This window comes from Streptomyces sp. NPDC048461, from assembly GCF_055587105.1.
On the sequence record NZ_JBVJGW010000008.1, the window covers coordinates 228,506 to 254,338 of the forward strand.

The following is a 25,833-nucleotide window of genomic DNA, read 5'->3' on the forward strand; positions in this document are numbered from 1 at the left end:
CCGGAGAGCCACCGCACATGTCGTACGCACCCGACGGGCAGCAGTACCAGCCGTACCGGCCGGAAGGGCGGCAGTCCCGGCCACAGCCGCCCCACGGCGGACAGCAGTACGGGCAGCAGCCGCACCACGGGGCGCCGCAGCCGCCGTACGAACAGCAGCGGTACGAGCAGCAGCAGCCGTACGGCCAGGAGGGGCACGGGCACCAGCCGTACGGCCGGCAGCCCTACGGCCAGGAGCCCTACGCCCAGGCGCAGTACGGCCAGGAGCAGCAGTACGGCCAGGAGCCGCCGGAGGCCCCGCGTCCGCGGAAGTCCCGGCTCCGCCGCTGGGTGATCGCCGGCACGTCCGTCGTCGCGCTCGCGGGCATCGCGGCGCTCGTGATGAACCACTTCGAGATACCCCCGTTCACCGACAAGGGCGCGGCGGTCTCGTTCGGCCGGCCGCCCGCGGGCGGCTCCGGCAAGACCGGCGCGGAGGCCCCGCAGCCGGTGAACTCCAAGATGCTGATGCCCACGGGCCCGGCCGCCGACTTCAAGAACGCGGCGACCCTGGCCGACGGGACGCACATCGCCGTCACCACGCTGGACGGCAAGAAGTCGGGCTTCAAGGGCAAGGTGTGGGTCTGGGCGCCCAAGGAGTACAACGACCCCAAGTTCGCCAAGAGCGGCTTCCCGGTGATGATCGCCCTGCCGGGCGGCGCCGGATACCCGAGCAACTACTGGATGGGCACCGACCTCGGCCTCCAGACCAGCATCAGCAAGTGGTACGCGGAGGGCAAGAGCAAGCCCTTCATCCTGGCGATGCCGGTGCTCAACCCCGGGCCGGACGACAAGGGCGTCTACTGGGACGCCTCCGACATCCCCGGCCAGCCGAAGATGGGCACCTGGCTGACCGAGGACGTGCCGGACCTGATGAAGGCGAACTTCCGCACCGTCAAGTCGCGTGACGGCTGGGCGTTCATGGGTTCCTCGACCGGCGGGTTCGCCGGCCTCAAGGCCGTGCTGAAGCACCCGGACAAGTTCAAGGCCGTGATCGCCTCCGGCCCGGACGTCGTCCCCGACTCCTCGCTGTGGAAGGGCCACGACAAGGAGAAGGCGGAGAACAACCCGGAGCTGCTGGCGAAGCAGCTCATCGACAGCAAGGGGCCGGACGTCTACCTCGCCTTCCAGGTGGGCGACAGCGAGAACAACAAGAAGACCCTGCCCGACGTGCAGAAGTTCATCGCCACGTACGGCAAGGGGCCGGTCCACACCACGCTGAGGGTCATCAAGGGCGGCCAGCACAACGCCAAGACCTACGTCCCGAACATGGGCGAGGGCCCCATCCAGGAGATCAGCAAGGTGATGGAGGGACCGGTGGAGTGACCTCCGCCCCCTCCCCCGCGGGCTCCGCCGCCCTTCGCCTCACCGGTGCGGTGCCGCGACCTCCGGTGCCCGTTCCCGCTCCGGCCCGCCGAACCTCTTCGGCGGGCCGCTGCCGTTCCAGGGCTCCCAGCCCGGATCGCCGGTCACCGCGAAGCGCACCCAGGCCGCGTGCATCTCCCGGGCCAGCTCCCGCGGGGCGTCCGGTCCGGCCAGCCACGCGGACTCCGGCACGTCGAGGGTGTCGAACACGAAGCCCAGCTCCAGCGCGTGGCAGGAGCCGAGCCCGGGGACGCCCGAGCTCCAGCCGAACTCGTACAGGAAACTCGGCGCGGGCCGCCGGACGCCCGCCAGGCGCCGCAGCGGATCGCGCAGCAGCCGGTCGGTGAGCAGCTGGCCCGCGAGCTCGGCCGGGCTCGCGTCCGGCATCCCCGTACGCAACTCCCGTACGGCGGCCCGGCCCTTGCCGGCACGCAGCCGGGCCAGTTCCACGGCGGCCGGGCCCATCCGGTCGAGCAGCCGCATTCCTCCCGTGGGGGCGAGCCAGAGCCGGTACTCGTCCCGGGTCCAGCCCGCCAGCAGGGGCACGTCCCCGGAGACGCCCCGGCCGGCCAGGGCTTCGAGGGGGTCCTCGGGCAGCGTGTCCGGGTCCTCGACCAGGCCGAAGGCCGGTCCGCCCAGCAACGGCCCGGACCGGCGCAGTACGGCGGCCTGCGCGGCGAGCAGCGCCGGCAGGGGGGTGAGGGCGAACTCCCGGGCGGTGGCTCCGGTCTTGAGCAGGGACGCCATCCGCCGGACCATGGTGCGCACCCGGTCGCGCGGCAGCGCCTCGGGGGCGCCGCTCTGCAGGACGGCCCGGGCGAAGAGCCCGGCGGCCCGGGGCGCCGCGAGGAGGGCCCCGATGCTGATGGCTCCCGCGGACTCGCCGAAGACGGTGACGTGACCGGGGTCGCCGCCGAAGGCCGCGATGTTGTCCCGGACCCATTCCAGGGCGGCGATCTGGTCGAGCAGGCCGCGGTTGGCGGGGGCGTCCGGGAAGAGCCCGTAACCCAGCACGCCGAGGCGGAAGTTGAACGAGACCAGCACGACCCCGTCGCGGGCGAAGGCCGAGCCGTCGTAGACCGGGACGGCGGAGGAGCCCCGGGTGTGCGCCCCACCGTGGATCCACACCATGACGGGCAGCCGGGCGGCCGGCGCCGGATCGGGGGTCCACACGTTGACGTTCAGGCAGTCGTCCCCGGGGATCTCCGGGTCGGGCAGCAGCGCGGCGAAGGTGTCGGGGTAGGGCACCTTGGGCGCGGTGGGTCCGAAGGCGCCCGCGTCGCGCAGGCCGTCCCAGGCGGCCGGGGGCGCGGGCGCCGCGAAGCGGAGGGCTCCGACGGGCGGCGCGGCGTACGGGACGCCCAGGAACACGGACGTCCCGGCGGCCCCGGTCCGCCCCTCCACGAGGCCGTACCGGGTCCGGACCCGGGGGCGGGCACCGTCCACAGCGGCCCCGCCGATGGTCCCGTCCCCACGTCCGGTGCCCCCGCCGCCCGCTGCGCCCATCTCGTCCTCCTGGAATCGGTCGCTCCGCACAGGTGCGGTCCGCGCACGTTCGCACAGCCGTACCACGGGTGACAAGGCGTGACCGTGGCCGGGCGCGTCCCGGTTGGTCCGGCATGCGACCCCTCATGCGAACCCTGCGAATCGACCCCACCGCGCGCGGCGCCGCCCGTTCCGGGGCGGTGCCCGTCCTGCTGCTGGCGGCCGCGGCCCTGGCCGGCGGCCCGGCCCACGCCGCGGGCGGGCCGGACTTCCAGTACCTCGGCCAGGACGACCGGGTGCACGGGCTGACCGCGCCGAAGGGCTGCGTCGAGGCGGAGGGCGGCGGCGCCCGCGCCGTCACGAACCACACCCGGGGTACGGCGACCCTCTACCGGGAGCCGGGCTGCGCGGGCCGCGTGGTGGAGGTGCTGCGGCCCGGGGCCGTCACGCAGGTGCGGCCGTACTTCGCGTCCGTCCGCTTCTCCGTCACCGGGTAGGCGCAGGGACCGTGACCCCTTGGCCATCCCTGCGTTGTATGCCATGTCAAACGCCGCAGATTCTGCGGCGCCCCATATTGCTCACGAGGAGATCTTGATGTCGCGTATCGCGAAGGCAGTCGCCATCACCGCTGTCGCCGGTAGCGCCATGGCCGCCGGCGCGGGTCTGGCCGTCGCCGACGCCGGAGCGCACGGTGCGGCGGTCGGCTCCCCCGGTGTCCTCTCGGGCAACCTGCTCCAGGTGCCGGTCCACGTCCCGGTCAACGTCTGCGGCAACACCGTGAACGTGATCGCCCTGCTCAACCCGGCGTTCGGCAACACCTGCGTCAACCAGTCGGGCGGCGGCGAGCACCACACCGAGGGCTACGGCGGCTGATCACCGGTCATCGACCGTCCGATCGGCTGATCGGCTGATCGACACTGATCGCCTGATCGACGAAGGGCCCCCGCCGGTGCGGCGGGGGCCCTTCCCGTGTCGTCTTCCCGTCACGCGTAGCGGTAGAGGCCGCCGTGGCCGAGCATCTCGCGGGGGGTGACGTCCCAGGGGGGCATCGGCTCGTCCAGCGCGATCACCCGGCCGCGCTGCGGGTCGCCGAGGCCGGGGGGCGAGGCGGGCAGGTACCCGGACCCGGGGTGCTTCTGCTGCCAGCGGTCCCAGAGGAGGTCCACGAAGGCGTGGTGCAGCCAGAACGCCGGGTCGTTGGGCGCGGTGCCGCCCGTCATGTGGCCGCCGACCCACTGGTGGACCTTGTTGTGGTTGCGCCAGCGCTCGCTCCTGGGAGCGGCCCAGCCCTCCAGTTTGTTGCGGAACCCGCCGGCGGTGGTGGTCGAGTCCCAGGGCGCGACGTCGTAGGCCGGGTCGTCGAGGGCCCACTGGAGTTCGGCCGGCGTGGGCAGGGCGATCGGGTTGTGCGGCCGGCCCAGGTTCCGGGTGAGGAAGCGGGACTCCGTGATGCCCACGGTGACCGTCCAGTTGCCCCGGTCGTAGGCGAACGGACCGGTCATCACCTGCCGGTCCTCGGCCCGGCCGGTGCCGCCGAGGAAGTCGTCGGCCCAGAGCGGGGAGACGGGGCTGGTGTCGGTGGTCCAGTCCCAGTAGGGGATCGAGACGCCCGGGTCGACGGCCTGCAGCTGCTTCTCGAACTCCAGCAGGTAGCGCCGGTGCCAGGGGAAGAAGGACGGGGACATGTGCCCGACGCGCAGCTTCCGGTCGCGGTCGGGCACGAAGTACTTGTCGTGGGTGCGCACGAAGGCGTCGTAGGTGCCGTTGCGCTTGAGTTCCAGCACGGCCGCCGTGAAGCGCTTCTTCTGCGCGCTGGTCAGGTCCTTCTGGTTCTGCCGGGTGTACACGTCGGGGCTCCTCGCGTCAGCCGTGGTGCGGGGCGGACGCCAGCGCCAGCTGGGCGGAGCCCAGTTCGTCGACGGCGGCGCGGGCCAGTTCCAGGCGCGTCGGATAGGACTGGAAGTGGTTGATCCCGCTGAGGTAGCTGCCGTCGGCGCGGCGCATCACGTGCAGCGGGCGTCCGTCGATGCGGATTCCGGCCCGGTCCACGGCGATGTGCCGGCCGCGGTACGTCTCCTCGGCGAGCGGCGCCGGCGTGAGCGTCTGGCGGGGCCGCCGGGCGCGCAGTACGGGCCCCAGCGCCGCGGCCGTGCCCGCGAGCACGGCCGCGGTGAAGGCGGCGCGGAGCACCGCGCGGCGGGTCGGAGGTACGGCGGCGGATGCTGCGGACATACGGTCTCCCTCGCTCGGTGGCCGGCGCCGACGGGTCTAACGCGGCGCGGCGGGCGAGGTCACCCTGCGGCGCCCCGGAGCCGCTTGTAGTAGAGGGTGGTGGGGTGCAGACGGCCCTCCGGGTCGGTGGCGTAGTCCGGGATCGTGCCGACCTCGGTCCAGCCCGCGGCCCGGTAGACCCGCTCGGCGGCGCTGCCCGTCTCGGTGTCCAGGAACAGCAGCACCACCCCGGCGCGGACGGCTGCCGCCTCGGCCTCGGTGAGCAGCGCGCGGGCGGTGCCGCGGCCGCGGGCCGAGGGATGGACCATCAGCTTGCGCAACTCGGCCCGGTGGCGGCCGTTGGGCTTGGACTCCCGGTACCAGCCGACGGTGCCGTCGAGGCGTCCGTCGTCCGCGCGGGAGATCCAGAGCGCCAGGGAACCCTCCTCGACGGCGGGCAGCAGGGAGTCCCACCAGGCGGCGGCGCCGGCGTGGTCGAGTCCGGCGAGGAAGCCGAGCGAGGAACCGCCGGCGACCACGTCGAGGAGGAGCGCGGCGAGTTCGTCGCGGTGGGTGCGCAGGTCCGCGGCGCGGAGCGGGATGATGGCGGCCGTCATGCGGCGAGCATAGGGATCAGGCGGTGACGCGCCGCAGGCGGGGCAGGTGCAGGCCGCGGAAGACGGCGGTCATCCGCAGGGCGAGGACGAGGCCGGCGGAGAGGACGGTGTTCAGGGTGTCCGGGGTCCCGGCCCGGTGCAGCCCGAGGTAGGCGGCGGCTCCCGCGAGCGCGGCCGTCGCGTACACCTCCTCGCGCAGCAGGAGCGGCGGGAACTCCCCGCAGAGCACGTCCCGGACGACCTCGCCGGTGATGCCCGTCAGGACGGCGAGGATGAGGACGGCCAGCGGCGTGACGTGCGCGTCGATGGCGGCGCGGGCGCCGATGACGGTGACCACGGCCAGCCCGACGGCGTCCACCACCATGAGGGTGCGGTGCGGGAGTTCCCGGCGGCGGAGGTAGAGCATGGTGGCGACGGCGACGGACACGACGAGGGCCAGGAGCAGCCAGTCGCGGGTCCAGTAGAGGGGGTGCCGGCCGAGGACGAGGTCGCGCAGGGTTCCGCCGGAGATGGCGGCGGCGAAGGCGAGGACGAGCCCGCCGAAGGGGTCCATGGCGGCGCGGTGCGCGGCGAGTACGCCGGAGGCGGCGAAGGCGGCTATGCCGAGGAGGTAGAGGGCGTGCAGCATGGCGTCGCCTCCTTCACGGGGCGGGGATCAGGGGTGGGTACCGGCCCGTCGAGGGTGCCGCACCGCGGGCCTGCGGCGCATCGTCCGTTCGGCCGGTCTTCGTCGGCGGATCGCGCGGAGGCGGGCGGGGTCGGGGGCCGGAGAGCGCGGGCGGCCGGGCGGTGGAAAAACCCGGTGCCCGGGGAGCGGCCGGGCGGCAGACTGGCCGCGTGCCCGTACCCGATCCGAAGACCGACCTGCACGTGTACCTGCAGGACGCCCGCGACGTGCTCCTGTGGAAGCTCGACGGGCTGTCGGAGTACGACGTGCGCCGCCCGATGACCGCGTCCGGCACCAATCTGCTGGGGCTGGTGAAGCACCTGACCGGCGCCGAGGCCCTCTACTTCGGTGACTCCTTCGGCCGTCCCTTCGCGGCGCCGGGGCTGTGGATCACGGGCGGCGCCGAGCCGAACGCGGACCTGTGGGCCCGGGCCGACGAGACGCGGGAGCAGATCGTCGGCATGTACCGACGGGTCTGGGCCCATTCGGACGAGACGATCGAGTCGTTGGAGCTCGATGCGGTGGGGCGGGTGGCGTGGGGGGCGCGGGACGAGCTGACGCTCCACCGGGCCATGGTCCACATGATCGCCGAGACCGGCCGGCACGCGGGGCACGCGGACATCGTGCGGGAACTCGTCGACGGAACCACCGGTCTGCGCACGGGCGCCGCGAGCGTCGCGCCCGGCGACGCGGCGTGGTGGGCCGACCACCACGACCGCCTGGAACGCACCGCCCGGGAAGCAGGCCGGCGCGGCCCGGCGGGCAGCGTCTGACGCACGTCCGAGGCCGGGCCGAGGGAGTACGTGCTCGGCGGGTTCCGCGCCGTGGACGCATCCGCCCGTCCCGCCCCGGCCGAGCGTCATCGGCGCGCCCGCCGCAGAGCGGGCATGACAGGGCCCGGCCGGGGGGCTACGTTCCCGGCCGGGCCCTGCGTTCGGGGGCGAGCGGAGCTGCGGTCAGAGCTCCTCGTCGCGCTGGTCCTGCTCGCGCTGCGGGTCGTCCTCACGACGCCGCGCGGGGTCGTCGCGGCCCGGGTCGCGGGACGTGCGGCCGAACTCGGGGTGCACCGGGTCCGGTCCGCATCCCCGGTCGCGCACCGGCTCTGCGGGGTGCCCGCCGGGTCCCTGTCGTCCGTCCTGCCTACCGCCCATGACGGCGACTCCTTCGGTTCCTGCGTGTTCCGGCGTACCGGTGGTCCCTGCCCTTCCCACGCTGCCACGGTTCATCACGGACTGCACCTTTTGCCTCACGCGGCGTGAACGGCCGTCGCGGTCGGTGTGCCGGGCGCCGGAATGCGAACCGGGCCCGGGGATCCGAGGATGGACGCCATCACACCCACCCCTGTCGTCAGGAGCTTCCCCATGCTGGAGCGCATCCCGCTCACGGACCGCACCGAGGTCACCTTCGTCCTTCCGGCGGACACTCCGCCCGGCCCGGTGAGCGTGGTCGGCGACTTCAACGACTGGCGGCCCGGCGCCCACACCCTGCGGGCCCGCGAGGACGGCCAGCGGGCCGTCACGGTCGAACTGCCGAAGGAGAGCACGGTCTCGTTCCGGTATCTGGCCGCCGGGGACTACTGGTTCAACGACGGGAGCGCCGGCGACCAGGACGGCGCGAACAGCCGCCTGCACACCTGACCGGTCGGCCCGCGCGCCCCGGGTCACATGAACAGGGCGCCCACGATCACGAAGTACGCGACCGCCAGCAGCGTCAGCACCAGCAGGGTCCCCCACGGATGGGCGTGCCACCAGGACAGCCGCACGCGGGGGAACTGCCCCCTCAGCTCCCTGGGCGTCGGGGCGTGCGCGTCCAGCACCGGCACCTCCCGCAGCCGGCGGGTCAGCCGCTCCACGTCGGCCGCGCGCCACAGCCGCAGGTCGAGCACGTACGGCCGGGTGCTCTCCGAGGTGATGACCACGCGTCCCGGCGTCGGGTGGAAGGGCCCGGCGCCGAACGTGATCGGGCGCAGCGCGGTCACGAACTCCAGGGGCGCACTGTAGAGGTTGACGCCGAAGGCGTTGTCGATCCGCAGTTCGTCGCCGATCACCGCGATCTCGGCCATCGACGTGCGCAGGGCCATCATCACGAGGGTCGCCGCGACGGGCAGGACGAGCAGCACGGCGAAGGGGAGGAGCCAGCCGAGGCCGAACTCCCCCACCATCAGCGCCGCGAGGGAACATCCCGCGGGGACGCCGACCATCCCGTACAGCGCCAGCCTCCGCCGGTAGACCGAGTTGTCCGGCTTCACGACCACGCGCGCACCCACCGCACTCACGGCGTCCCCCCGATTCCCCACGACCGTCCGCAACACCATCATGGGGCCCGCACACCCGCCGCGACAGGGCCCGGCCCGGACAACCGGGGCGCCAGGTAGCGGAGTTGCGTACGGAAGCTGCGTACGGAGCTCACGCCTGGCGGCCGACCACGAACCGGGTGCAGGCGGCCGCCGTGCTGATCACCGTCCCGGACAGCGCCGCGGGGCGGTCGCCCGACACGATCGCGGTGAGGTCGACCGTCAGGTAGCCGGGCGGGCGGTTGATCCAGCGGTCCGCCCGCAGGTTCATCCGGCCGTCCTCGAACGAGCCGACCATGGTGAACGAGCCGTTCGGCACCGTCGGGTTGTCGGGGTGCGCGGAGAACGCGAAGACCGCCTCCAACGTCTTGCCTCCCGGCGAGGAGATGCTCAGGTCGAGCCGGGTCAGGCCCTGACCGCACAGGTACGTGCCCTCCCACGAGCCGACGACCGGCAGGGCGGTCCGTGCCGACGGGCTCCGCGGCGCGGACGTGGGCGGCTCCGCGGTCCGCGAGGCCGAGGGGCGTGCCGTGCCGCTCCCCGTGCCGGGGCCACGGCTGCCGCTGTCGGCGGTGCTCCCCGACGCGCCCCGGGCGGCGCCCGGCGACGCGTACGCGGACGAGGGCGAGGGAGCCGGGGAGAGCGGGGACGAGGCACCGGTGCTGGAGGCGCCGGTCATCCGGGGCACCACCCAGACCAGCAGCCCGACGGCGACCACCGCCGCCGCGGCGGCGGTCAGGGTGCGCCGGCGGGAGGACCGTCCCGCCGGGACCACGGGACCGTACCCCCGCGGTGCGTCCGTGACGACCGGCGGGAGCGGCGGTACGGGTGGCGGCGCGCCCTCGGGGCCGCGCCCGGAAGGGGGCGCCGCCCGGGTCGGCCCCTCGGGATCGACGGCGGTCGGCGGCACCGGCGGAACGGGGACTCCGGGCGGGGCGGCCTCCGACCGCGCCACCGGCGTACGGGGGCCGGCAGGTGTCCGCGGATCGGCCGGCGTGCGCGGGTCGGGCGGCGTACGGGGGTCGGACGGCGTGACCGGACCGGCCGGGGTCCCGGATCCCTCGGACGGCCCGGGTTCCGTCGACGCGAACAGCAGTCGGGTCAGGTGCGGGGGCAGCCACTGGGAACCGGCGGCGGTGTCCGGTTCGCCGGAGAGCTGGTCGAGCAGCGCCGATACCGAGGGCCGCCGGGCGGGGTCCTTCGCCAGGCAGCGGGACACCAGATCGCGCAGCCGGACGGGCAGGGCGTCGAGGTCCGGCACGTCGTGGACGACCCGGTACATCAGCTCGGGAGTGGTGCCGGCGCCGAAGGGCCCGGTACCGGAGGCGGCGAAGGCCAGCACCGCGCCCAGCGAGAAGACGTCGGTGGCCGCGGTGACGCCCGCGCCGGTGAGCTGCTCCGGGGCCATGAAGCCGGGGGTGCCGATCACGGTGCCGACGCGGGTGAGTTCCGTGGCGGCGTCGGCGACGGCGGAGATGCCGAAGTCGATGACGCGCGGGCCGTCGGACGCGAGCAGCACGTTGGACGGCTTCAGGTCCCGGTGGACCACGCCGTGGACGTGGATGGCCTCCAGCGCCTCGGCGACCCCCGCCGCCAGCGCGCGTACGGATTCCTCGGGCCAGGGTCCATGGTCCCGGACCGCTTCGCTCAGGGAGGGTCCGGCGACGTAGGCGGTGGCCAGCCAGGGCGGGTAGCCGGTCGGGTCGGCGTCGACGACCCCGGCGGTGTACACGCCGTTCACCAGCCGCGCGGACCGCACCTCACGGGCGAACCGGTTCCGGAACTCGGGGTCCTCGGCCAGTTCCGGGCGGATCACCTTGACGGCGACCGACCGGCCGCCCCGCGAGCGCCCGAGGTAGACGGAACCCATACCGCCGCTGCCCAGCCGAGCCGCGATCCGGTACGGGCCCACCCGGGTGGGATCCCCCGCGCGCAACGACTCCATGTCCCGTTCCACCCCACACCCTCCGGCCGGCGCGGCGATCGCGCCCCCCGCTGACGCGTCATGATGTCAGCGTTGCGCGCCGCACAACAGCTTTTCCGGACAAGCCGCCGCATAGGGCCCGGCTCGCATGCCCGGTCGGTACGGCGGGCCCTACAGCACGACGGGCAGGGCCTGGAGACCGCGCATCAGGCGGGTCTGCCGCCAGGCGAGGTCCTCGTCCGGGACGGCGGGCCGCATCCGGGGGAAGCGGGTGACGAGCGCCCGGAGGGCGATCTCGGCCTCGGCCCGTGCGAGGGGCGCTCCCAGGCAGCGGTGGATCCCGTGCCCGAACGCGAGGTGTCCGGCGGCCTCGCGGTCCAGGTCGAGGCGGTGCGGCTCGGCGAAGCGGGCCGGATCGCGGTTGGCGGCTCCGGGGGCGATGAGGACCGGAGCACCCTCGGGGATCTCGACCCCGCCGAGCCGGAGCGCCTCGGTGGTGTAGCGGAAGGTCGCGATCCCCACCGGGGACTCGAAGCGCAGCAGTTCGTCGAGGGCGGAGGCGATCAGGTCGGGGTCCCGGTGCAACCGGTCGAGGGATTCGGGGTGCTGGACGAGCGCCAGGGCGGCGTTGGCGATGAGGTTGGTCGTCGTCTCGTGGCCCGCCACGAGCAGGAGCACGGCGAGGGACACGACCTCGTCCGGCTCCAGCCGCCCTTCGTCGCCCTGCTGGACCAGCAGGTGCAGGAGGCCGTCGCCGGATTCGCGGCGCACGGATCCGACGAGGCCGGTCATGTAGTCGCCGAGGGCGTGCGACGCGGCGTCGATGCGGTCCGGACGGCCTGCGGCGAACAGCTCGTTCGACCACCGGGAGACCCTGGCGCGGTCGTCCTCGGGCACGCCGAGCAGCTCGCAGATGACGGTGACGGGAAGGGGCGCGGCCAGACCCTCCACCAGGTCGACCTGGGTGCCCGGCTCCCAGCCGTCGAGCAGTTCGCCGACGACCTGCCCGATGTACGGGCGCAGCCGCTCCACGGGGCCCGCGGTGAAGAGTCTCGCCGCGACGCCCCGCTGTCGCGTGTGCCCGGGCGGGTCGCTCGCGAGCATGGTGCGGGCCACGGCGGGATGCAGGTTCCGCCGGGAGGGCCGGCCGGCGAAGAAGCGGGCGGTGTCCTTGGACAGACGGGGGTCGGCGAAGGCCTGCCGGGCCTCGGCGTGGCCGGTGACGAGGTACGCGAAGTGCCCCTGGGAGCCGCTGGGGACCTTCTGGACCGGGCCCGCACCGCGCAGGCGGTCGTAGGTGGCGTGGGGATCGCGCAGGAAGCCGGGGTCCTGCAGGGGGTCGCTCATGATCCCGACCCGGCGGCCGCGGTGAGGACTGCTGCTTTCACGTCCGCGTTCCCTTCCGGGGTGTCGCTCTCGCCCCGGGCGGCGACCGCTTCGGCCGCGGCCTCCTGCCCCTGCGGAGAACGGTACCCGCGCAGGGCCGGCACGGCGTCCTTGGCTTCGACGACACCCCCCAGGGCCTCGACGGCTCGTTCGGCGAACAGCGCGTCCCGGCTCTCGGCGCCGTTCGCGGGCCGGCTCGGCGGCAGTTGGCGTCCGCGGTACATGAGCTGGCTCGATGGCGCCGGCCATCACCTCGGCCTCGCGCTCGTCCTCGCTGGTGGAGCGGCGAGGTGGCCTCTTCGTAGAAGAGGAGCCCTGCGCACCCCCCGTGACGAGGCCCGGCACGTGACTCGCATGATCACACGCCGAGGTCCCGCCCCGCGGTCAGGGTGCCGCCGGGGCGGCGGGAGGCGTGTCTCCGGCGGCGCGGATCCGCGTTCGGCGGCAGCGGGACGGCACGGTCCCGGAACGGACCCGACCCGCCGCTGCCGCCGCGGCCGGGTCCTACCCCTAGGGTGACCCCATGCCTGCCACGTTGAGTTCCACCAAGGCCGCCGCCGCGCTCAGGACATCGGCCCGCGTATCCGTCGAGTTGCTGCTGGTCCTCGCCATGGCCGCCGTGGCCCTGTGGGTGGTGGGCAGGATGTGGTCGGTCGTCTGGCCGCTGATAGTGGCCCTGTTCCTCACCACGCTGTCCTGGCCTGTGGCCAACTTCCTGCGGCGGCGCGGCTTGCGGCCCGCTCTGGCCTCGGCGGTGGTGACCGTCCTGTTCCTGCTCGTCGCCGCGGGCATCGTGGCGCTGATCGCGGTGCCGGTCGCCTCGCAGTCCGGCGAGTTGGCCGACGGCGTGGTCGAAGGCATCCAGCGACTGCGCGAATGGGCCTCGGGGCCGCCGCTGAACATCGGCGACGACCAGATCACCGGCGCCTTCGACGCCGGGGTCGCCCGGATCCAGGACAGCGTCGGCAGCATGGTCTCCACGTTCCTCACCGGAGTGGGCACCGTGGTCGACGGCGTGGTCACCGCGGTCCTGTCGGTGTTCCTGATGTTCTTCTTCCTCAAGGACGGGCCGCGGTTCCTGCCGTGGCTCACCCGCCAGCTCCCCGGCCGGCTCGCCACCGACGTCCCGGTCGTGGCCGCGCGCGCGTGGGACACCCTGGGCGCGTTCGTGCGTTCCCAGGCGTTCGTCGGCCTGCTCGACGCCGTGTTCATCGGCCTCGGACTGTGGATCGTGGGGGTGCCGCTGGTGCTTCCGCTCGCGGTGCTGACCTTCGTGTCGGCGTTCGTACCGATCGTGGGTGCCCTGTTCGCCGGTTTCGTCGCGGTGCTCATCGCGCTGGTGTCGAACGGTCTGACGGACGCGCTCATCGTGCTGGCGATCATCGTCGTGGTGCAGCAGCTGGAGGGCAACGTCTTCCAGCCCATGATCCAGAGCCGCGGGCTCGGCCTGCACGCGGCGATCATCCTGCTGGCGGTGACCCTGGGCGGCAGCCTGGCGGGCGTGGTGGGCGCCCTGCTCGCGGTCCCGGTGGCCGCGCTGATCTCGGTCATCTGGAACTACCTCCGCGAGCAGCTCGCCGACACACCGGAAGAGCCCGCACCGGAAGCGGGCGCCACAGTACGGAGCTGATCGCTTTCGAAGGTCAGGTGGTCGGGGGTGAGCGAGCGCAGGAAGTCCCGGGCGTCGAAGAGTTCGCCCGCGGCTGCCACTCCGGTACGGGCGGCCCGGCCGTCCATGATCCGTACGGCGGCTTCCACGACGAGGGGCGCGGTGACCGCGTAGATGTCGCGGCCGGACGCCGTCGCCCGGCGGCGGGCGCCGGCCCGGGTCGCGACCACGTCGACGACGAACGTCTGCGCCGAGCGCCCGGCGGCGTCGACCGCCGTGGGCGGGGGCGTGCCGGGATCGCCCAGGTCGCGCAGGGGCTCCTCGGTGATGCGGACGTGGATCTCCGGTACCCGCAGGTGGCGGGAGATGGTGACCTGGTCGGCCGTGAAGAGCGCGGTGACCTTCCGGGTGCCCAGCGGGGGCGGGAAGTCCCACGTGGAGGTCTGCGGGGGACCCTCGGGCGGGGCGAGCCGGTTTCCGGTGAAGACCAGGTGCCGGCCGGCGTTCCGGCGCACGGTCTTGCGGGTCCCCTCGGTCGGGTGCCAGCTGTCGAGGGCGATCGCGACCGTGATCTCGTCGGCGTCCGGCCAGTCGCCCATCGCCGCGCCGGCCAGCAGGTCGCCCAGCCCGCCGTAGAAGGCCATCGACGGGGCGACCACCACTCCGGCGGCTCGGGCCCGGTCGTCGTACCGCAGGAATGTCTCGACGGTGACGGCCTGTTCCGCGGCCACGTCCAGGTACGGGATGCCGGCGCGCAGGGCCGCCTCCACGACGGGGGGCACGGTGTCCGCGAAGGGGCCGGCGCAGTTGACGACCGCCGCCGCCCCGGACAGTGCGCGGTCCAGGGCCGCCGGGTCGGAGAGGGACGCGACGCGGACGCTCGCGCCGGGGTGCTTGCGGGCGGCGGCGTACAGCCGGTCCGCGTCCCGGCCGATGAGGAGCGGGGCGAGGCCGCGCCGGCGCAGTTCGGCGGTGACGAAGGCGGCGGTGTGGCCGTAGGCGCCGATGACCGCGACGGTCGGGTGGTGTGTGCTCATGTGCCCCATGGTCACGGCCCCGCGGGGCCGGCACGAGTGGCCGGAACGACGGGATGCGTACACTTTCGGACATGACGGCCGTGGTGTTGGCGCTGTACGACGGGGCAATGCTGTTCGAGGCCGCCGCGGCCTGCGAGGTGTTCGGCGTCGACCGCGGTCTGACCGACGCGTGGTACGACTTCCGGGTGTGCGGCCCGCGCGGGGCCCGGCTCGGCGGCTGGCTGCGGATCGACACCCCGCACGGTTTCGACGCGCTCGCGGAGGCGGACACCGTCGTGGTCCCGGCCTGCGCCGATGTCGACGCCGACCTGCCGGGCGACCTGGTGGAGGCCGTACGGGCGGCCCACGACCGGGGGGCCCGGGTCGTCTCGCTGTGCACGGGGGCGTTCGTGCTGGCCGCCGCGGGCGTGCTGGACGGGCGCCGCGCCACCACGCACTGGGAGCACACCGCCGCGCTCGCGGCCCGCTACCCCCGCGTCGAGGTCGACCCGGACGTCCTCTACATCGACGACCGCAACGTCCTGACCTCGGCGGGCAAGGCCGCCGGGATGGACCTGTGCCTGCACCTCGTGACCGCCGACCACGGCGCGGCCGTCGCCAACGCCCTGGCCCGCCGGCTGGTGGTGCCGGCCCGCCGCGCGGGCGGGCAGGCGCAGTTCATCGCCGCACCGCCGGCCGCCGACGCCGGCCACGCGCTGTCGGAGCTGCTGGAGTGGACGGCCGGGCGGCTGCACGAACCGCTGACCGTGGCCGACCTGGCCCGCCGGATGAACATGAGCACCCGGAACCTGACCCGTCGCTTCGCCGCCGCCACGGGGACCACCCCGCTGCGCTGGCTGCACACCCAGCGCATCCACCGGGCCCAGGAGCTCCTCGAAACGACCGACGACAGCATCGAGCTCGTCGCCTCCCGCACCGGCATGGGCACCGCCGCGACCCTGCGCCGGCACTTCCACCGCGCGCTCGGCGTGCCCCCGGACGTGTACCGGCGTACGTTCCGCACCCACCGCCCGCAGGCCGATGCCCCGCGCCCGCAGGCCGCCGCCCCGGCCACGGACACCACCGTCACCGCGGGCTGACGGGCCGCCCAGGGCCCCCGGGCGGCCTCCGCCGGGGGCCCTGGGGCCGTGGGCCGTGCGCCCGTTACGGCGCGGGGAGTTCCGCGAAGTCGGCGACCAGGCCACGGTGGTGGCCGGCCGTACCGAGGGCGAGCGAGTCGGCCTTGGCCCGCTTCAGGTAGAGGTGGGCCGGGTGTTCCCAGGTCATGCCGATCCCGCCGTGCAGCTGGACGCACTCCTCCGCGGCCCGGACGGCGACGCCCGAGCAGTAGGCCTGGGCGACGGCCACCGTCAGGGGCGCGTCCGGCGACCCGGTGGCCAGGGCGTCGGCGGCGGCCCGGGCGGCGGCCCGGGCGGACGCCACGTCGAGCCAGAGCCGGGCGAGGCGGTGCTTGAGGGCCTGGAAGGAACCGACGGGCCGGTTGAACTGGTGGCGGCCCCGTACGTAGCCCACGGTCTGGGTCAGGCACCACTCGGCGATCCCGAGCTGCTCGGAGGCCAGCAGACCGGCCCCGGACAGCAGGGCGCCGGCCACCGCCGCCCGGGCCGTCACCGGGTCCGCGAGCCGGGTTCCGGCGGCGGCATCGAGGCTGACCCGGGCCAGCGGCCGGGTGAGGTCCAGCGGCACCAGCGGCGTCAGTTCGGCGGAGGCCGCCGGCACGGCGTAGAGCCCGGTGTCGGCGAGGACCAGCAGGACGTCGGCGGCGGCCGCGTCCGCCACGGAGGTGACGACGCCGGTCAGCACTCCCCCGCCGCCGTCGCGGACCAGCGCCGGCAGGGGCGCGCCCGGGGCGAGGGTCAGCGGTACGGCCGGCACGCACACCTGCCGGCCGGAGGCCATTTCCCGCAGCAGCGGCGCGACGTCCGCGGTGTCGCAGCCGAGCAGGATCTCCGTCGCGAGCACGGAGCTGGTCAGGTAGGGCAGGGGGGCGACGGCCCGGCCCAGCTCCTCCAGGACGACGGCGGCCTCGCGGTGGCCCGCGCCCTGGCCGCCGAGCTTCTCCGGGACCAGCAGCCCGGCGGTCCCGATCCCGGCGGCGAGGGTGTCCCACAGGGCCGGGTCGTGCGGTCGGCCGCTCTCGGCCCGGGCGAGGACGCTCGCGCCGTCGCAGCGGTCGGCCATCAAGGACCGTACGGCCGAACGGAGTTCCTCCTCGGTCTCGGAGTACAGCAGGTCGAGGGGGGCGCTCGGGAGGGGGGAGTCGGTCATCGGGCCAGGTCCTTCCAGGCGAGGTCCTTGTCGTCGCGCGGTTCGGCGGGCAGGCCGAGGACGCGTTCGGCGACGATGTTGAGAAGGATTTCGCTGGTGCCGCCCTCGATGCTGTTGCCCTTGGCGCGCAGGTAGCGGTATCCGGCGTCGCGGCCGGTGAAGTCGACGAGTTCGGGCCGGCTCATGGTCCAGTCCTCGTACAGGAGGCCCTCCTCGCCGAGGAGTTCGACTTCCAGGCCGCTGATCTCCTGGTTGAGCCGGGCGAAGGTGAGCTTCATGCCCGAGCCCTCGGGCCCTGGCTGTCCGGCGACGAGCTGCTGGCGCAGCCGCTCGCCGGTGAGCCGGGCCACCTCGGCCTCCACCCACAGCTCCAGCAGACGCTGGTGGAGCGCGTGGGTGCGCAGACCGGGGCGCTCGCGCCAGGCGGCGGCGACCGGGGCGATCATGCCGCCCTCGCGCGGGATGCGCATGCCGCCGATGGAGACGCGTTCGTTCATCAGGGTGGTGCGGGCGACCGCCCAGCCCTCGCCGACGGGTCCGAGGCGGTGGGCGTCGGGGATGCGGACGCCGGTCAGGAACACCTCGTTGAACTCGGCCTCGCCGGTGATCTGACGCAGCGGCCGGACCTCGACGCCGGGGGCGTGCATGTCGCAGAGGAAGTAGGTGATGCCGCGGTGCTTGGGGAGCGCCGGGTCGGTGCGGGCGATCAGGATGGCCCAGCGGGCGGTGTGGGCGCTGGACGTCCACACCTTCTGCCCGTCCACCACCCATTCCCCGGCGGCCTCGTCGAGGACGGCGCGGGTGCCGAGCGCGGCGAGGTCGGACCCGGCTCCGGGCTCGCTGAAGAGCTGGCACCAGACCTCCTCCCCCACCCACAGCGGGCGCAGGAAGCGGTGCTTCTGCTCCTCGGTGCCGTACGCGAGCAGGGTGGGGGCGGCCATGCCGAGGCCGATGCCGATGCGGCGCGGCTCGTTGTCGGGGGCGCCCGCGGCGTCCAGTTCGGCGTCGACGACGGCCTGGAGGGAGCGGGGGGCGCCGAGTCCGCCGAGGCCCTCCGGGTAGTGGACCCAGGCGAGTCCGGCGTCGAAGCGGGCCTTCAGGAAGTCCGTACGGGGCGTGCCGGCGGGCGGGTGCGCGGCGAGCAGGTCCGCCACCCGGGTGCGCAGTTCCCCGGCGGTGGCGGTCATCGGGCGGCTCCGTCCAGGGCCGGTACGACGACCAGCCGGCCGGTGGTGGTGCCGTCGGCGACGCGTTGCACGGCGTCGGCGGCCCCGGCGAGCGGGACCCGCTCGCTGACCAGCGGTTTGACGGCGCCCTCGGCGGCGAGCCGGGTCAGCTCGGCGTGGCAGGCGGCGATGGCGGCCGGCTCCTTGATCGCGTACAGCCCCCAGTGCAGGCCGAGGACGGCGTAGTTCTTCACCAGGGCGTGGTTGAGCGCGGGGGCGGGGACGGTTCCGCCGGCGAAGCCGACGACGACGATGCGGCCCTCGAAGGCCACGCACTTGGCGGAGGCGGTGTGGGCCTCGCCGCCGACCGGGTCGTAGACCACGTCGGCGCCGTGGCCGCCGGTGAACTCCTTCACCCGGGCGGCGATCCCGGCGGCGTCCTCCGTCTCGCGGTCGATGACGAGGTCGCAGCCGAGTTCCTCGGCGGTGCGCACCTTGGTCTTGCCGCCGACGACACCGATGACGGTGGCTCCGGCGGCCTTGCCGAGCTGGACGGCGGCGCTGCCGACCCCGCCCGCGGCGGCGTGGACGAGGAGCGTCTCGCCGCGCTGGATCCGGGCCCGGCGGTGCAGGCCGAACCAGCCGGTCTGGTAGCCGATGTGCAGGGCGGCCGCCTCGGCGTCGTCGAGCGAGTCGGGGGCGGGGAGCAGGGCACGCGCGGGGGCGGTGACGTACTCGGCGAAACCGCCGTGCGGCAGGGCGGGGTTGGCGATGACGCGGCGGCCGTCCTCGGTCTCGGCGCAGACCTCGACTCCGGGGGTGAAGGGAAGGGGCGGCTTGATCTGGTACTGCCCGCGGGCCAGCAGGGCGTCGGGGAAGTTGACGTTGGCCGCGAGCACCCTGAGCTTCACCTCGCCCTCGCCGGGCACCGGCTCCGGAACCTCTTCGAGGCGCATGGCCTCACGGGGCTCTCCGGGGGTATGTACTCGCCATGCCTTCATCCGGGGCCTCCAGCCGCCGTCGGTGAACCACGCTCCGCGGGCATACTAAGCGGTCGCTTGCCCTCCTGGGAACCCATGGGGGAAGGGAGCGGTCCGGATGGGTGCCGAAGCCGGCCGGCCCGGCCCGGTCCGGTCCGGCCCGGCCCGCAATATTCCGTGTACTCCGCACCGACGGGTGGGGCAGCATGGATGCCGCATCTCAACAGGCCCGTGCGCACGGGCACATGACATCCGCACCAGGGGGGAACCGCACCATGAACAGGGTCCGTACGAGAAGCAGCGCGTCCACCGCCGCCCGCACGAGGAGCACCGCGTCCGTCGCCGTCGCCGCGGCCGTCCTCGCCGGTCTCCTCGGCGCCGCCGGACCGGCGGTCGCGGCCGGGCAGGCCTGCACCCCGGCCATCGTGACGCTGCCGTCCCTGACGGACGGCGCCGGCGGCGCGGTGACCGGCTTCGGGGCGAACGGCCTCGCGGTCGGCTCCAGCGGCGGTCGGCCCGTCTACTGGACCGCCGACCGCGCGATCCACGAGGTCCCGCTGCCGGAGGGCTTCCGCAGCGGCCAGGTCCGGGCGGTGAACGCGCGCGGCCTGATGGTGGGCACGGCGCAGAGCGATGCCCAGGGGCAGCCCCAGGCCACCTTCACCTACCGCATCGGCGACCCGTCGGTCCGGCTGCTCACCGCGCCCTCCGCCTCCTCCTCCGGGGCGGACGTCAACGACGCGGGCCACGTGGTCGCCCTGGACGGCGGCGTGGCGAAGGAGTGGGTCGACGGCGCCCTCGTGCGCGAGCTGCCGGTGCCCGCCGACGCGCACCCGAGCACCGTGATCACCTCGGTGGACGGCATCAACAAGCGCGGCGACATCGTCGGCACCGCCCACACGAACTACGTGGACCTGGAGAACGACACCAGCGTCAGCTGGACCTTCCCCGTGGTGTGGCCCGCCGGGAACTACCCCGCCCGCAGTCTCCCGGTCTGGAACGAGGCGGAGCGCGACATCGGCAGCCGCGCGACCGACATCGACGGCAAGGGCCGCGTGGTGGGGTACGAGCAGGAGAGCCACCGGGACGTGCAGCGCCGGACCCCGGCGCTGTGGAAGCAGCCGTACACCGCCCTGCCGGCCACGCCCGGCCCGGTCGCCGGGTACGGACACCTCACCCTGGACGCCGTCAGCCCGACCACGAACGTGACGGTCGGCACGGCCGTGACCTACGTCGACGGCTACGCGGCCCACACCCAGGCCGCCTACTGGCCCGGCCAGGGGCCGGTGCTGGCCCTCCCGAACCCGGCGGGCGCCTCCGGCGACACGCGCGGCGCGGCCCTCGCGGTCTCCGACGACGACCGGGTCGGCGGCTCCTACCAGAACTGGTCCACCGGCGGGTTCGGCGCCGTGATCTGGACCTGCGCGAGCAAGCAGGCGTACCTCCCGCAGGGCTGATCCCGTCACGGGCATGGTGATCTGCGCTTCCGCGCGCTATCGATGCCCCCATGACGGACGACGCCACGAGCAGCGACGACACGAGGAACGACGAGACGAGGGACGACCGGACGAGGGACGACATCGCGCGCGGGCTGCCCGCGCCGCCGCCGCTCGGCGCGGCCGCCCTGCCCCCCGGCACGTACGGGGGGCAGGTGGTCCTGGTCACCGGCGGCGGCACCGGGCTGGGCAAGGCCATCGCCGCCGAGTTCGCCCGGCTCGGCGCCGACCTGGTGATCGCCGGCCGGCGTCCGGCCCAGCTGGAGGCGGCGCGCGCGGAACTGTTGGCCGTCCCCGGCGCGGGCCGGGTGACGGCCGCCGTGTGCGACATCCGGGACCCCGAGCGGATCGAGGAGGTCCTCGACGCGGCGGTGGCGGCGCACGGCCTGCCGGACGTGCTCGTCAACAACGCGGCGGCCAACTTCCCCTCCCCCGCGGAGGACCTGTCCCCCAACGCCTGGCGGGCGGTCGTGGACATCACCCTGACCGGCACCTGGTTCGCGACCCGCGCGTTCGCCCGCCGCCACCTCGCCGCCGGGACCCCGGGGTCGATCGTGAACATCGGCGCCTCGTACGCCTGGACGGGCGGCCCGGGTTTCGCGCACAGCGCGGCCGCCAAGGCCGGGGTGAAGAACCTGGTGGAGACCCTCGCCGTGGAGTGGGGCCCGTACGGCATCCAGGTCAACGGGCTCGTCCCCGGGCTCTTCCCCCACGCCGACATGACCGCGGACGTCCGGGACGGCCTGGAGCGGGCGGCGCCCGAGGCGAAGGACGCCCGACAGCCGGCGCTGCGGGTCGGCGTCCCGCGCGAGCTGGGCTGGGCGGCGACGTTCCTGGCCTCTCCGTACGCCCGTTTCGTCACCGGCCACACCCTGGTGGTCGACGGCGCGAACTGGCAGCGCCGGTCCCTGGTCCAGCCCGAGGTGGTCCCCGTACGGGAGCAGCTGGGGCGGGGGCCGTTCCGCCCGTGACGGGCGCGGTGCGCGGCTCCGCGGCTCGGCCGCGCGCCGGTCCGTCGCCCGGGTGTGGCAGATTGCCTCCCGGAGGTGGTGTGGTGACGGCGGCGCACGGGACGAGCAGCGGTACGGACGGGGCGGGTGGGGCCGGAGCCACGACGAAGGGGCGGCCGTCCCTGACGGAACGGCGCCGGGAGGCCACGCGGTACGAGATCGCGGAGGCCGCGGCCGGGCTCTTCGGCGAGCGGGGGTACGAGGCCACGACGGTCGACGACATCGCACGGGCGGCGGGGATCTCCCTGCGGACGTTCTACCGGTACTGCCCGACCAAGGAGGACGCCCTGACCCCCGTCCTGACGGCCGGGGTCGCGGAGCTGGTGGAGCAGCTGGCCCTGCGCCCCGCCGGGGAGCCCGTGACGCAGGCCGTGCAGGCGGCCTTCGCCGCCTCGACGGCCGGCGCGCGGTACGCGCAGGCCCGGACGGTGCGGCTGATCCAGGTGATGGCCGGGGTTCCGGCGATCCGGATGCGCTGGCTCGCCGCCGCCCGGGCGATGCAGGACCGCATCGCCCCGGTCCTCGCGGCGCGCACCGGCCGCCCCGCGTCCGATCTGGAGACCCGGCTGCTCGCGGCGGTGCTGATCGACGCGGTGACGGTGGCGCTGGAGCACTGGGCCGCGGGCAACGGCAGCGAACCCCTGACGGACGTGTCCGCGCGCGCCCTGGCCCTGCTCCGGCTGGAGCCCTGAGACGGGCCCCCGGGGGCCAACCCCGTCAGCCCCCGGTGAAGTGCGGGGGACGGCGCTGCGCCTTCGCGCCGTAGCCCTCGCGGCAGTCGTCGGAGGTGAGGGTGAGGGCCGCGGTCATGGCGACGCGGTCGAGGGCGGCCGGGAGGGCGGCGTCGGCGTAGGCGTCGACCGCGCGCTTGATCCCCTGGACGGCGAGGGGGGCGTTCGCGGCGATCTCCGCCGCCAGCGCGCGGGCGGTCGGCTCCAGTTCCGTGGCGGGGAGCACCAGTTGGACCAGGTTGAGGCGCTGCGCGGTCGCGGCGTCGATGCGCCGGCCCGTCAGCGCCAGGTACTTGGCCCAGCCCGCGCCGGCCTCGCGGGCGATGCGCAGATCGCCGCCGGCGTCCACCGCGACCCCCAACTGCGCCTCGGGCAGCGCGAACACGGCGTCCTCGGCGGCGACCCGGATGTCGGCCATCAGGGCCAGCTCGAAGCCGAAGCCGAGGCAGTACCCCTGGACGGCCGCCACCACCGGTTGCGGGAGGCGGGCGAGGACCGCGAAGCGTTCGTGGACCCAGCGGATGCCCTCGTAGTAGTTGCGGGTCCGCTCGGCGGCCGTCGCCCCGGAGACGGCGCCGCCGGGGGCGGTCACGTCGATGCCGGCGCAGAAGGCACGGCCCTCGGCCCGGAGCAGGACCGCCCTGACCCCCGGGTCGAAGCGGATGCGGTCCGCCAGCAGCCCCAGTTGCCGGGTGGACTCCCAGCTCCATCCGTTGAGCCGGTCGGGGCGGCACAGGGTGAGGACGGCGAGGCCGTCCGCCACCTCCAGCCGGATCCGCTCCTCGCCCTCCGCGATGTGCGTGCTGACGGTGTCGATCACCGGTGTCTGCACCCCCGTTGATACCTGACGGATCGTCAGCTTAGGGGTGGCGGGTCAGCGGGGGAAGACCTCGAACAGCACCGCCGGCCGGCCGCCGAAGCGGGCTCCGGCCTGCTCGGCGTACCCGGTGAGGAAACCGCGGACGTATTCCTCGGGGTCCTGATCGGTCAGCACCTCGATGTACGCCTTGTGCTCCATGAGCGACTTCACCGCCCGTTCCATCCCCGGACCGGCGTCGGCGGCGTGCGTCGGGGTGCTCGTACCGGTCACCGCCACCCAGCGGACGCCGTTCCAGGGATCCAGGCCCTGTTCGGCGAGGAGCTCGGGGAAGATCCACCGGTTGCCGGCGTCGGAGGCGGCGTCGAGGGTGGCCCGGCCCACGGCCTTGTGGTCGGGGGTGTTCCAGGCACCGCCGCCGCCCTCGCCGCCCCAGGTGTCGCGGTGGTTCATGGTGATGACCAGTTCGGGGCGGTGCCGGCGGATGGCGGCGGCGATGTCCCGGCGCAGATCGAGGCCGTACTCGACGACGCCGTCCCGGTGGTCCAGGAACTCGACCCGGGACACGCCGACGACCGCCGCGCTCGCGCGCTGCTCCGCCTCGCGCAGCGGGGCGCAGGTGGCGGGATCGATCGTGTCGATGCCCGCTTCGCCGCGCGTGGCGAGGAGGTAGCCGACCTCGCGGCCGCCGTCCGTCCAGTCCGCGATGGCGGCGGCGCCCCCGTACTCCAGGTCGTCGGGGTGGGCCACCACCGCGAGGGCGCGCCGCCAGTCGGTGGGCATGGGCGGCAGCGGTTCCCGCTGATCACGTGCTTCGGTCATGCCCCGCACCCTAGGCGAACGGACCCGGGTGGCGGCGTCAGGCGGGGCGCGGCAACGGCACGCGCCGCGTACGACTCGGCATCGGGGCATATCTTGATCGGAATGGCGCCCGGACCGCGCGCCGCCCCGGTACGGCCAGCCGTGCCGCCGGTACGAAACGCGCATCCCGGCCGGTGTTACCGTTCGGGACCATTGGCCCTGCCGGACGACTCCGATGCGCGGAATCGGCCCGATGGCACCCACACACTGCGGTGATCTCGTGAGGGCATCCCTCGTGCCGGTGAGACATCGTCCGAGTCGCCGGTTCGGTCAGGAATGCGGAAGGATTTCCCATGAAGTACACCGTCTCCATCGAGATCGCCCTGCCTCGGGAGAGGGCGGTCCAGCTGCTCGCCGACCCGGCACACATGCCGAAGTGGCTGCGGGGCCTGGTTCTGCACGAACCGCTGAGTGGCGTGCACGGGCAGGTCGGCACCACGTCCCGGGTCGTACTGCAGATGGGGCAGCGGACTTTCGAGTGCACCGAGACCATCACCCGCCGGGAACCGACGGACCTGCACGGGATCCCGAAGGGGAGCGTCGTTCACTTCGACCGGGAGATCGTCGGCGAGGGCATGTGGAGCGCCGTGCGCGACCGGCTGACGGAGGCCGGACCGGAAACCACGCTCTGGGTGAGCGAGAACGAGTACCGGTTCGACGGCTTGATGATGCGACTCGTAGGGCTCCTGATGCCCGGCGCCTTCCGCAAGCAGTCGCGACAGCACATGCAGGACTTCAAGGCGTTCGCCGAAGAGGGAAAGGACGTCCGCGAAGCGAAGGGCTGATCTGCTTGCGGAACACCAGCGACGTCGCAGAATCCGGAAGAACACCCTGACGGATGGTCTTTACGGCGAGCACCGCGTTCACGGGTTCGACGAGTTGTTCAACGGCGAAAGCCACAAGGTGGGCTGGGGCATCGGCGTGCAGCAACGCGCTCACGTACTCAAGGGCCTGCGATGGAGACAGCACCGGCAGTTTCCGGCGCAGAATGCCTACCGCTTGCATGCGTCCGCGTACGGCGGCGGCTTCGCGTATCTCATCGTGCAGATCGTCCACAGAAGTGCGGACGGCCAGCCCACGGATACGAACGCGGTAGTCGGCCTCCCAGGCTCCCTCGATCTCGGAGAGCACTCCAATGAGGTGCAGCCCGCCATCGATGCGATCGACCAGGTAGGGGCCGTGGCCGACCAACATCGTGGCGGGGTCCCGGGTACGGGCGTACTCCTCGGACTGCCAGTACACCTTCCAGACCAGTTCGTGTTCCTCGACCTGCAGCACTGTCGTGCGGATCGGAGCCACGCCCCGAGCCGCCCACGTCTGGTTCTCGCGGTCCAACTCGTCCTCGACGATACGAACCGCGGTCTCTCGCTCGATCACGCGTGCAGCATCCACGATGGCTCCGGTGCTGACCAGTAAGTTTCTGGGCCTGCACTGAAAAGTCCCATCGCTGGGACAACTGCCAGCGGGTGGCTCGGTTGCGAGGAGGCGAGGACGTCGACCTTGGCGCGCTGGTCAGCCGCAGACGCGAGGACGGACGCGGCGGCGAGCTCGTCGGCCGCCATACCCCGGCCTGCGCCGGGCGGTAGGCCTCGGCCCACGGGCCGAACCTGCGCCGGGTCGGCTGCCGCTTCGGCACAGCAACTCGCTGGACCGCGTCACTTCCGGCGTCCGCACAGTGCGCGAACGATCTCGGCGACGGAGCGGAGAATCGCGCTTCGGTCGTGGGCCGGGGCGCTCTGCAGGGACTGACGGACGATCACCACGACCGTCACCGCCGTCACGGTGGTGGTCAGCACCACGACGACCGCCTGCGTGGCCAGCAGGACGAACAAGAGGTGGGACGTGCTCATCATTGACTCCGATGGATGCGTC

The 25,833-nt window shown here is 74.0% G+C and carries 29 protein-coding genes; 11 read left to right on the forward strand and 18 right to left on the reverse strand.

All coding sequences use genetic code 11. The features are described 5' to 3' along the window. The first annotated feature begins 17 nt into the window (after positions 1–17). A complete protein-coding gene (locus tag ACZ6S8_RS16790; RefSeq protein ID WP_469456369.1) occupies positions 18–1,364 on the forward strand; it encodes an alpha/beta hydrolase in 1,347 nt (448 codons plus the stop codon). 39 nt (positions 1,365–1,403) lie between these two features. Here the strand turns inward: ACZ6S8_RS16790 and ACZ6S8_RS16795 are convergent, their stop codons facing one another. Then, entirely contained in the window at positions 1,404–2,909 is a 1,506-nt protein-coding gene (locus ACZ6S8_RS16795; protein WP_469456371.1) for a carboxylesterase/lipase family protein, read from the reverse strand. Between the two features lie 125 nt (positions 2,910–3,034). On the opposite strand from ACZ6S8_RS16795, the gene ACZ6S8_RS16800 reads away from it, so the two are divergent. Both ACZ6S8_RS16800 and ACZ6S8_RS16805 read left to right on the forward strand, forming a co-directional pair. Continuing rightward, positions 3,035–3,385, forward strand: coding sequence for a hypothetical protein (locus ACZ6S8_RS16800; RefSeq protein ID WP_469456373.1), 351 nt, complete (start codon positions 3,035–3,037; stop codon positions 3,383–3,385). Between the two features lie 97 nt (positions 3,386–3,482). Continuing rightward, complete coding sequence (locus tag ACZ6S8_RS16805) at positions 3,483–3,761, forward strand: chaplin (protein WP_351278881.1); 279 nt, start codon at positions 3,483–3,485, stop codon at positions 3,759–3,761. A 110-nt stretch (positions 3,762–3,871) separates the two neighbouring features. On the opposite strand, the gene ACZ6S8_RS16810 is transcribed toward ACZ6S8_RS16805, so the two are convergent. The 4 genes from ACZ6S8_RS16810 to ACZ6S8_RS16825 are packed head-to-tail and all read right to left on the reverse strand — an operon-like array spanning position 3,872 to position 6,344. After that, entirely contained in the window at positions 3,872–4,735 is an 864-nt protein-coding gene (locus ACZ6S8_RS16810; RefSeq protein ID WP_469456375.1) for a tyrosinase family protein, read from the reverse strand. Between the two features lie 16 nt (positions 4,736–4,751). Continuing rightward, positions 4,752–5,120, reverse strand: coding sequence for a tyrosinase family oxidase copper chaperone (locus ACZ6S8_RS16815; RefSeq protein ID WP_469456377.1), 369 nt, complete (start codon positions 5,118–5,120; stop codon positions 4,752–4,754). A 59-nt stretch (positions 5,121–5,179) separates the two neighbouring features. Further along, positions 5,180–5,716, reverse strand: a complete 537-nt coding sequence (locus ACZ6S8_RS16820; protein ID WP_469456379.1) for a GNAT family N-acetyltransferase — start codon at positions 5,714–5,716, stop codon at positions 5,180–5,182. A 16-nt stretch (positions 5,717–5,732) separates the two neighbouring features. Next, positions 5,733–6,344 (reverse strand): trimeric intracellular cation channel family protein, encoded by a 612-nt coding sequence (locus ACZ6S8_RS16825; RefSeq protein WP_469456381.1) that lies wholly within the window; start codon positions 6,342–6,344, stop codon positions 5,733–5,735. 209 nt (positions 6,345–6,553) lie between these two features. Here ACZ6S8_RS16825 and ACZ6S8_RS16830 point away from each other — a divergent pair, with 209 nt between their 5' ends. Then, the gene (locus tag ACZ6S8_RS16830) at positions 6,554–7,156 is read left to right on the forward strand and encodes a DinB family protein (RefSeq protein WP_469456383.1); all 603 of its coding nucleotides are present in this window, start codon (positions 6,554–6,556) and stop codon (positions 7,154–7,156) included. A gap of 183 nt (positions 7,157–7,339) precedes the next feature. Here the strand turns inward: ACZ6S8_RS16830 and ACZ6S8_RS16835 are convergent, their stop codons facing one another. Further along, complete coding sequence (locus ACZ6S8_RS16835; protein WP_469456385.1) at positions 7,340–7,534, reverse strand: hypothetical protein; 195 nt, start codon at positions 7,532–7,534, stop codon at positions 7,340–7,342. A gap of 210 nt (positions 7,535–7,744) precedes the next feature. On the opposite strand from ACZ6S8_RS16835, the gene ACZ6S8_RS16840 reads away from it, so the two are divergent. Next, complete coding sequence (locus ACZ6S8_RS16840) at positions 7,745–8,020, forward strand: isoamylase early set domain-containing protein (protein WP_469456521.1); 276 nt, start codon at positions 7,745–7,747, stop codon at positions 8,018–8,020. Positions 8,021–8,043: 23 nt separating this feature from the next. Here the strand turns inward: ACZ6S8_RS16840 and ACZ6S8_RS16845 are convergent, their stop codons facing one another. The 4 genes from ACZ6S8_RS16845 to ACZ6S8_RS16860 form a co-directional block, all read right to left on the reverse strand. After that, positions 8,044–8,637 carry a hypothetical protein gene (locus ACZ6S8_RS16845; protein WP_469456387.1) on the reverse strand — a complete coding sequence of 198 codons (594 nt, stop codon included), beginning with the start codon at positions 8,635–8,637 and terminating at the stop codon, positions 8,044–8,046. Between the two features lie 151 nt (positions 8,638–8,788). After that, positions 8,789–10,621, reverse strand: a complete 1,833-nt coding sequence (locus ACZ6S8_RS16850; RefSeq protein ID WP_469456389.1) for a serine/threonine-protein kinase — start codon at positions 10,619–10,621, stop codon at positions 8,789–8,791. 150 nt (positions 10,622–10,771) lie between these two features. Continuing rightward, the gene (locus tag ACZ6S8_RS16855) at positions 10,772–11,947 is read right to left on the reverse strand and encodes a cytochrome P450 family protein (RefSeq protein ID WP_469456391.1); all 1,176 of its coding nucleotides are present in this window, start codon (positions 11,945–11,947) and stop codon (positions 10,772–10,774) included. Beyond that, positions 11,944–12,210 (reverse strand): hypothetical protein, encoded by a 267-nt coding sequence (locus ACZ6S8_RS16860; RefSeq protein WP_469456393.1) that lies wholly within the window; start codon positions 12,208–12,210, stop codon positions 11,944–11,946. Before ACZ6S8_RS16860 ends, ACZ6S8_RS16855 begins: the two co-directional genes overlap by 4 nt. Positions 12,211–12,509: 299 nt before the next feature. On the opposite strand from ACZ6S8_RS16860, the gene ACZ6S8_RS16865 reads away from it, so the two are divergent. Further along, complete coding sequence (locus ACZ6S8_RS16865) at positions 12,510–13,616, forward strand: AI-2E family transporter (RefSeq protein WP_469456395.1); 1,107 nt, start codon at positions 12,510–12,512, stop codon at positions 13,614–13,616. Here ACZ6S8_RS16865 and ACZ6S8_RS16870 read toward each other — a convergent pair. Further along, on the reverse strand, positions 13,544–14,632 hold the full coding sequence (locus ACZ6S8_RS16870) for a saccharopine dehydrogenase family protein (RefSeq protein WP_469456398.1): 1,089 nt from the start codon (positions 14,630–14,632) through the stop codon (positions 13,544–13,546). The two genes, ACZ6S8_RS16865 and ACZ6S8_RS16870, sit on opposite strands and share 73 nt — an antisense overlap. Positions 14,633–14,703: 71 nt before the next feature. Between ACZ6S8_RS16870 and ACZ6S8_RS16875 the strand changes: the two genes are divergently transcribed. Next, a complete protein-coding gene (locus tag ACZ6S8_RS16875; protein ID WP_469456400.1) occupies positions 14,704–15,711 on the forward strand; it encodes a helix-turn-helix domain-containing protein in 1,008 nt (335 codons plus the stop codon). Between the two features lie 64 nt (positions 15,712–15,775). On the opposite strand, the gene ACZ6S8_RS16880 is transcribed toward ACZ6S8_RS16875, so the two are convergent. Genes ACZ6S8_RS16880 through ACZ6S8_RS16890 form a run of 3 tightly spaced genes read right to left on the reverse strand, consistent with a single transcriptional unit; the run spans position 15,776 to position 19,067 of the window. Further along, complete coding sequence (locus ACZ6S8_RS16880; protein ID WP_469456402.1) at positions 15,776–16,900, reverse strand: acyl-CoA dehydrogenase family protein; 1,125 nt, start codon at positions 16,898–16,900, stop codon at positions 15,776–15,778. Continuing rightward, positions 16,897–18,087, reverse strand: a complete 1,191-nt coding sequence (locus ACZ6S8_RS16885; protein ID WP_469456404.1) for an acyl-CoA dehydrogenase family protein — start codon at positions 18,085–18,087, stop codon at positions 16,897–16,899. The genes ACZ6S8_RS16880 and ACZ6S8_RS16885 overlap by 4 nt, the downstream gene beginning before the upstream one ends. Further along, entirely contained in the window at positions 18,084–19,067 is a 984-nt protein-coding gene (locus ACZ6S8_RS16890; RefSeq protein WP_469456406.1) for an NADPH:quinone oxidoreductase family protein, read from the reverse strand. The genes ACZ6S8_RS16885 and ACZ6S8_RS16890 overlap by 4 nt, the downstream gene beginning before the upstream one ends. 254 nt (positions 19,068–19,321) lie before the next feature. Between ACZ6S8_RS16890 and ACZ6S8_RS16895 the strand changes: the two genes are divergently transcribed. The 3 genes from ACZ6S8_RS16895 to ACZ6S8_RS16905 all read left to right on the forward strand — a co-directional run bounded on the left by ACZ6S8_RS16895 (position 19,322) and on the right by ACZ6S8_RS16905 (position 22,244). Beyond that, positions 19,322–20,503 carry a hypothetical protein gene (locus ACZ6S8_RS16895; RefSeq protein WP_469456408.1) on the forward strand — a complete coding sequence of 394 codons (1,182 nt, stop codon included), beginning with the start codon at positions 19,322–19,324 and terminating at the stop codon, positions 20,501–20,503. A gap of 50 nt (positions 20,504–20,553) precedes the next feature. Beyond that, a complete protein-coding gene (locus ACZ6S8_RS16900) occupies positions 20,554–21,513 on the forward strand; it encodes an SDR family oxidoreductase (protein ID WP_469456410.1) in 960 nt (319 codons plus the stop codon). A gap of 83 nt (positions 21,514–21,596) precedes the next feature. After that, positions 21,597–22,244 carry a TetR/AcrR family transcriptional regulator gene (locus tag ACZ6S8_RS16905; protein WP_469456412.1) on the forward strand — a complete coding sequence of 216 codons (648 nt, stop codon included), beginning with the start codon at positions 21,597–21,599 and terminating at the stop codon, positions 22,242–22,244. A 25-nt stretch (positions 22,245–22,269) separates the two neighbouring features. On the opposite strand, the gene ACZ6S8_RS16910 is transcribed toward ACZ6S8_RS16905, so the two are convergent. Both ACZ6S8_RS16910 and ACZ6S8_RS16915 read right to left on the reverse strand, forming a co-directional pair. Beyond that, the gene (locus ACZ6S8_RS16910) at positions 22,270–23,115 is read right to left on the reverse strand and encodes an enoyl-CoA hydratase/isomerase family protein (protein ID WP_469456414.1); all 846 of its coding nucleotides are present in this window, start codon (positions 23,113–23,115) and stop codon (positions 22,270–22,272) included. Positions 23,116–23,157: 42 nt separating this feature from the next. After that, the gene (locus tag ACZ6S8_RS16915; RefSeq protein WP_469456416.1) at positions 23,158–23,922 is read right to left on the reverse strand and encodes a PIG-L deacetylase family protein; all 765 of its coding nucleotides are present in this window, start codon (positions 23,920–23,922) and stop codon (positions 23,158–23,160) included. A 332-nt stretch (positions 23,923–24,254) separates the two neighbouring features. Here ACZ6S8_RS16915 and ACZ6S8_RS16920 point away from each other — a divergent pair, with 332 nt between their 5' ends. Next, complete coding sequence (locus ACZ6S8_RS16920; protein WP_469456418.1) at positions 24,255–24,746, forward strand: SRPBCC family protein; 492 nt, start codon at positions 24,255–24,257, stop codon at positions 24,744–24,746. Here ACZ6S8_RS16920 and ACZ6S8_RS16925 read toward each other — a convergent pair. Together ACZ6S8_RS16925 and ACZ6S8_RS16930 are read right to left on the reverse strand one after the other, a co-directional pair. Next, entirely contained in the window at positions 24,697–25,338 is a 642-nt protein-coding gene (locus ACZ6S8_RS16925) for a YrhB domain-containing protein (protein ID WP_469456420.1), read from the reverse strand. The two genes, ACZ6S8_RS16920 and ACZ6S8_RS16925, sit on opposite strands and share 50 nt — an antisense overlap. Positions 25,339–25,616: 278 nt before the next feature. Next, entirely contained in the window at positions 25,617–25,811 is a 195-nt protein-coding gene (locus ACZ6S8_RS16930; RefSeq protein ID WP_469456422.1) for a hypothetical protein, read from the reverse strand. Between the last annotated feature and the right edge of the window lie 22 nt (positions 25,812–25,833).